The 5992-nt window shown below is 32.3% G+C and carries 6 protein-coding genes and 1 pseudogene; 4 read left to right on the forward strand and 3 right to left on the reverse strand.

The genetic code is table 11. The features are described 5' to 3' along the window. On the reverse strand, positions 1 to 1136 hold a 1136-nt coding region (locus tag VLC96_RS02885), incomplete at its 3' end, for a M16 family metallopeptidase (RefSeq protein ID WP_325260550.1). A 251-nt stretch (positions 1137 to 1387) separates the two neighbouring features. On the opposite strand from VLC96_RS02885, the gene VLC96_RS02890 reads away from it, so the two are divergent. From VLC96_RS02890 to VLC96_RS02900, 3 genes are all read left to right on the forward strand, one after another. Further along, positions 1388 to 2077 carry an aspartate/glutamate racemase family protein gene (locus tag VLC96_RS02890; protein WP_325260551.1) on the forward strand — a complete coding sequence of 230 codons (690 nt, stop codon included), beginning with the start codon at positions 1388 to 1390 and terminating at the stop codon, positions 2075 to 2077. A 181-nt stretch (positions 2078 to 2258) separates the two neighbouring features. Further along, positions 2259 to 3170, forward strand: coding sequence for a J domain-containing protein (locus VLC96_RS02895; protein ID WP_325260552.1), 912 nt, complete (start codon positions 2259 to 2261; stop codon positions 3168 to 3170). Then, entirely contained in the window at positions 3157 to 3453 is a 297-nt protein-coding gene (locus VLC96_RS02900) for a chaperone modulator CbpM (RefSeq protein WP_325260553.1), read from the forward strand. Before VLC96_RS02895 ends, VLC96_RS02900 begins: the two co-directional genes overlap by 14 nt. On the opposite strand, the gene VLC96_RS02905 is transcribed toward VLC96_RS02900, so the two are convergent. Both VLC96_RS02905 and VLC96_RS02910 read right to left on the reverse strand, forming a co-directional pair. Beyond that, positions 3450 to 4571 (reverse strand): cysteine desulfurase family protein, encoded by a 1122-nt coding sequence (locus tag VLC96_RS02905; RefSeq protein WP_325260554.1) that lies wholly within the window; start codon positions 4569 to 4571, stop codon positions 3450 to 3452. The genes VLC96_RS02900 and VLC96_RS02905 overlap by 4 nt on opposite strands. A gap of 2 nt (positions 4572 to 4573) precedes the next feature. Next, entirely contained in the window at positions 4574 to 5497 is a 924-nt protein-coding gene (locus tag VLC96_RS02910; protein ID WP_325260555.1) for an EamA family transporter, read from the reverse strand. 235 nt (positions 5498 to 5732) lie between these two features. Between VLC96_RS02910 and VLC96_RS02915 the strand changes: the two are divergent. Next, a pseudogene (locus VLC96_RS02915) lies at positions 5733 to 5992 on the forward strand (hypothetical protein); the annotation flags it as partial.

Below are 5992 nucleotides of genomic sequence, written 5' to 3' on the forward strand. Positions count from 1 at the left end.
TTTTCAAATTGTTTTAGCAATTCATTTTTAGCGCGTGTCAGATCTTCTTCGGTAAAAGTCATTGAAGGAACTGAGTTCATAGTTTCCAAAAAGGCTTTTTGAACTGTATTAATGTCTTTGTCTTTGCTGATTTCGCAAGCAAAATAACTATATCCAGGATCTCTTAAGCTTATTGTATATCCATATACATTTGTTGATAATTTTGTTTCAACTAATGCTTTATAGAGTGCTCCTGAAGGATTATTGGTAATTATTGAAATTAAAGCATCATTGGCAGCAAATTCTTTATCAGAAAAACTTGGAGTATGGTAAGCCATCCCAATATATTGAAGATCTCCATTTCTTTTTAATTCAACGAATCGTTCTCCGTCCTGAGCAGGTTCTACGGTGTATGTTTTCTCAATTTCGTCTTTTGATTTTGGAATTGGAGCAAAATAGTCTTTAATCCAAGAAAGCGTTTTTTTCTCGTCAAATTTTCCTCCAATTATGAGTGTGGCATTATTTGGCTGATAATATTTTTGATAAAAAACCTTCAAGCGATTGGCTTTAACTCTTTCGATATCTTCTTTGCTTCCAATAGTTGATTTCCCATAATTGTGCCATAAATAAGCCGAAGAAAGAATTCGCTCGTTTAAAACTCCAGACGGATCATTTTCTCCAATTTCAAATTCATTTCGGACAACGCTGAATTCACTATCTAAATCCGATTGAAGGATAGCCGAAGTTACCATTCGGTCAGATTCCATTTCCAGTGCCCATTTTAAATTTTCATCAGTGGCAGGCAAAATTTCATAATAATTGGTACGGTCATAATAGGTTGTCCCATTGGCTTGAGCACCTTTATCAGCAATAGTTTTTTTGATGTCGGTAAATTTTGATGAACGTTTAAATAACATATGCTCTAATAAATGTGCCATTCCAGATTCGCCATATCCTTCATGACGCGAACCTACATTATACACGATATTCACAACAACATTTGATTGTGCAGCATCAGGAATCAATAGGATTCTTAATCCATTCGGTAGGTTATACTCTTTAATACCTTCGACTGAAGTAACAAGAGTTGGTTCTTGGGAATAAGATGCTGAACCTAAAAAGGTTACAAAAGACAGGATGAGAAATAATTTTTTCATTTTATAATTGGTTGTAAGGTTTATATTGTAAAAATATATTTTTTTTTGAAAGAATAATCATTGTTTTTTAAAAATTAATACAGTTTTAAGAACTTAACTGTTTATTTTATAATTTCTTTAAATTTACAAAAGCTTTAATTATAAAATAATGTTTACTTGTTTATTTTCAACGTTTTATATTAGAAGCTTCAGGCGATTTAGAATAGCAATAATGTGGTCATTTGTGCAGCAGATATAGAAAAATAAAATAAATGAAAAAATTAGGACTCATAGGAGGTATTAGTTGGGTATCAACAGCAGATTACTATAGATTTATTAATGAAGGGATTAATGAAAAATTAGGAGGGGTCAATTTTGCAGAATGCATGATTTATTCTTTTAATTATAATGATATTAAAAAGAATAATGAAAATAACGATTGGGATTCCACATTTAATATGTTGTTTAAAGCCTGTCAAAATCTGGAAAATTCTGGTGCGGAAGCGATTATTCTTTGTGCCAATACTATGCATCTAATTGCTGATCGTATTCAGCAAAATATCAATGTACCTTTGATACATATTGCAACCGAAACTGCCAAAGAAATTCAAAAAAACAAGATTAAAAAGGTGGGTCTTTTAGGAACAAAATTCACTATGGAATTAGATTTTTTCAAAAATAAATTAACAGATCTTTCTATTGAAGCAATTATACCAAATGAAGATGATAGAGATTTTATTCATGAAACGATCTTTTATGAATTGGGCAAAGGATTGCTGTTAGAAAGTACAAGAGAAAGATACCTTTCAATTATAAACAAATTAATTGATAATGGAGCAGAAGGAATTATTCTTGGTTGCACAGAAATCCCTCTATTAATAAAACAAGAAGCTGTAAAAGTCCCCGTTTTTGATACTGCCTTGATTCATTCAACTGCAGCGGTAGCATTTGCATTGAGTTAATTTTGGACAGATAAATTTTTTAAAGGCCTTATTCAAGGTCTTTTTGTTTTTTTGTATTTGGCTGAAATTAACTGTTTTATGATTTGTTTGAGCGTTGAAATTGCTTAAATTTGAGTTTGAAATATTTTTTTAAATGATTGAGTTTATTTTTTTAATTGAATAATAGCTAAAAATCAACAAAATGGCATTTATAGATTATTATAAAATATTGGAAATTGACAAGAATGCTACCGAAGCTGACATAAAAAAAGCCTACCGTAAGTTGGCCAGAAAATACCATCCCGATTTAAATCCAAACGATAAAGAAGCCGAGAAAAAATTCAAAGAACTCAATGAAGCCAATGAAGTTTTGAGCAATCCGGAAAACCGTAAAAAATACGATAAATATGGAGAAAACTGGCAACATGGCGAAGAGTACGAAAAAGCAAGACAGCAACAACAACATTATCAAAATGGCAGTTCACAACAGAGCGGATTCGAAGGATTCTCTGGCGGTGGCGACTACTCAGATTTTTTTGAATCAATGTTTGGTGGAGGATCAGCAAGAAGTGGTTATCGAAATGCGGTATTCAAAGGACAGGATTTTAATGCCGAATTGCATTTGGATTTAAAAGATGTTTATACTACTCATAAGCGCACTTTGACTATTAATGGGAAAAACATTCGTTTGACAATTCCCGCCGGTGTTGAAAATGGTCAGGTCATAAAAATAAGCGGACAAGGTGGAGAAGGGGCAAACGGCGGACCAAAAGGCGATTTGTATCTTACTTTCAATATTGAAAATCATACTAATTTCAAATTAGACAAACACAATTTGTACACCACCATTGATTTAGATCTTTATACAGCGCTATTGGGTGGAGAAATTACTGCCAATACTTTTGACGGAAAAGTAAAATTGACCGTTAAACCTGGCACACAGAATGGCACCAAGGTCAAACTAAAAGGAAAAGGTTTTCCGGTTTATAAAAAAGAAGGCGAATTTGGAGATTTATATATTTCATACCAAATTATTTTGCCTGAAAATCTTACTGATAAAGAAAAAGAATTATTTACCGAACTTGCTAAGCTTAGAACCTATGAAAAACGATAATTGGATTCTTCTGCAAACAATAAGCTCTCATTATAAAGTGGAGCTTTCTTTCTTCACTTACCTTCAAGAGTTGGGTTTGATTGAAATTAAAATCATTGAACAATCTCCTTATATCCATTCAGATCAGATTTATATTTTGGAACGAATAATTCGCATTCACCAACAATTGGATGTTAATCCCGAAGGAATAGACATTGTTTTGAATCTTTTGCAAAAAATTGAACATTTGCAAAAAGATTTAATAGCTGCTCAAAACAGACTGCGTTTGTATGAAACAGCTTAACAAGTTTTAAGCGCTTCAATCAATAAATCAATGTCTTCTTTGGTATTAAAATGGCTGAAAGAAATACGGATATTTGGTTTTTTCAAGTCATTTTCAGAAAGTATTTCGGCCAATACATGCGAAGGTCTGATACTTCCGGATTGACAAGCACTTCCTCTGGAAACAGCTATTCCTTTCATGTCTAAAAAGAAAATAATCATAGAGGTTTTGCTTTCGTCCAAAGGTAAAATGACATTTAGCAGATTGTAAAAAGTATTTTCACCATTGATTTTAAAATCTGGGAATTCAGTTTTTAATCTTTCGATAGTATATTCTTTTAGCGAAGCAATATAGGCACTTTCGTTTTCAATATTTTGATAAGACAGTTCCAAAGCCTTCGCCATTCCTGCAATTTGGTGAATAGCTTCGGTCCCTGGTCGAAAACCTTTTTCTTGTTCTCCTCCAAAAAATAAAGGTTGCAACGCAGTATTTTTTCTAACAAATGCAAATCCAACGCCTTTTGGCCCATGAAATTTATGAGCGCTGGCGACTATAAAATCAATCGGAATATGTTGTAAATCAATTTTGGTTTTCCCAACAGATTGCACTGTATCTGAATGAAACAAAGCTTTATGTTCTTGACAAATTTGACTTACTCTCTCGAGATCCAGAATAGTTCCAGTTTCATTATTGACATGCATTAACGAAACCAAAGTCTTTTTTTCATCTGATAATAATTCGACCAAATGTGTCAAATCCAACTCGCCATTTGGTTTTACATTTACATAATCGACTTGAATGCCATATTCATTTTGAAGTGCTATTGCTGTATGAAGCACTGCGTGATGTTCTATTTTACTTGTTATAATACGTTCAACTTTCAAATCTTTAACGGCAGATCGCATGATCCAATTATTGGCTTCGGTACCACATGAAGTGAAAATGATTTCAGATGCATTAGCATTAAAATGTTTCGCTATTGATTTTCGGGAAAGTTCAAGAATGCTTTTGGCATTGCGCCCCAAACTATGAGTAGAGGATGGATTGCCATAATCTTCGGTCAGTATTTTGGTCATTTCCAGAATTACTTCGGGATGAAGCACAGTTGTAGAAGCGTTATCGAGATATACTTTTTTCATGTCTAAATAGATTTTGAATCCTGAATAACCACTGTGGATTTCTTTTTTTTGCCGAAAATTATTTTCTTATTAAAAATAATAATTGAGATCAAAATAAGCGAATAAGAAATCATTTGCAGCAAACTTATTTCTTCATTGAAATAAAAAATAGCCAGTGAAAAATTAATTATAGGGTTGATATACATCAGGATTCCGACAGTTGACGAGTCAATGCCTTTCAGTGCATAAAGGTTTAAAAAAAGAGGTATAATGGTAAAAAATACTACTATACAAAAGAGACAGATGTAAAATAAAGGTTCTGTAGGAATTGCTTCACTGTAATTGTGATAAAAGGGTAAAATAAGCAAAGCAATAAAAAGCAGCTGAATATTTAATACTACAAATTTATCCAGTTCACTATTCTTGCGTTGACTTACCAAATACAAGGCAAACGAAGAAGCGATCATTAAGCTATAAAAAATATCCTGAAAATGGTTTAGCGATAATAAAATGCAGCTAAAAGCGCTTAAACACACGGCTAGCCACTTCCATTTGCTTAGTTTTTCATTTAAAATAAAGAAAGCGAAAACAGTAGTTAAAATGGGGCAAATCAGGTAGGCCAGAGAGCCAGCTTTGACACTTACATGATTTACGACATAAATAAAAATAAACCAGTTACTGGCCAAAACCAAACTTCCTGATAAGGTCAGAAAAATGACTCTGTTTTTAGCTTTTTTTGGCATTGTATTTAAATCTGCCCAATTTTTTTTGATGATTTTTTTCCTAAAAAAAAGATTTAATGCTGTCATCGTAAATGCACTAAAAAACACACGATAAAACATAATATCGACAGAAGGATAACTCGCTATTGGTTTTAGAGCCAGGCTAAAAAATCCCCAGAGAAAAAACGCGGAAAAAGCTGCTAAGTAATATTGGTATTTTTTCATTGAAATTTAAAAAATTGCTACAAAGATAGGGATTTCTGTTTTTTTTGAAGTGGCTAAGATGCTAAGATTCTAAGTTGCCAAGATTCTTAGAGTTTAAGAATTTTAAACTTAGAATTTTCGTAGCCGTAAATAAAACTTAGAATCTTAGAGACTTCACCTCTTAGAAGCTTTTTTGTTGCGTAAAGTTTAGGAAACAAATTAAATATTATATTTTTGTTCAAAATAAAAAAAGATAATGAAACGACTTTTAGGAATATTGATTTGTGTAATTACGTTTGCTAGTTGTGATGATGGAGATTTGATAGTAGATGAAATTAATTTTGATGAAATTGCAACAAGTACTTGTGGCGATCAAAATCACTTACTTTTTAAGCTAAAAGAAGCTGAAGCTTTGATCTTGAACATTCCCGAAGAAACTTTCCAAGAAGAAGCAACTGATGTAAATGAGCCAATAGAGTTAAATGTTAATTCGACGAATCAAGTGGTATATAATTT

The sequence above is a fragment of the Flavobacterium sp. genome, assembly GCF_035456085.1.
In the GTDB taxonomy this organism is placed as follows: domain Bacteria; phylum Bacteroidota; class Bacteroidia; order Flavobacteriales; family Flavobacteriaceae; genus Flavobacterium.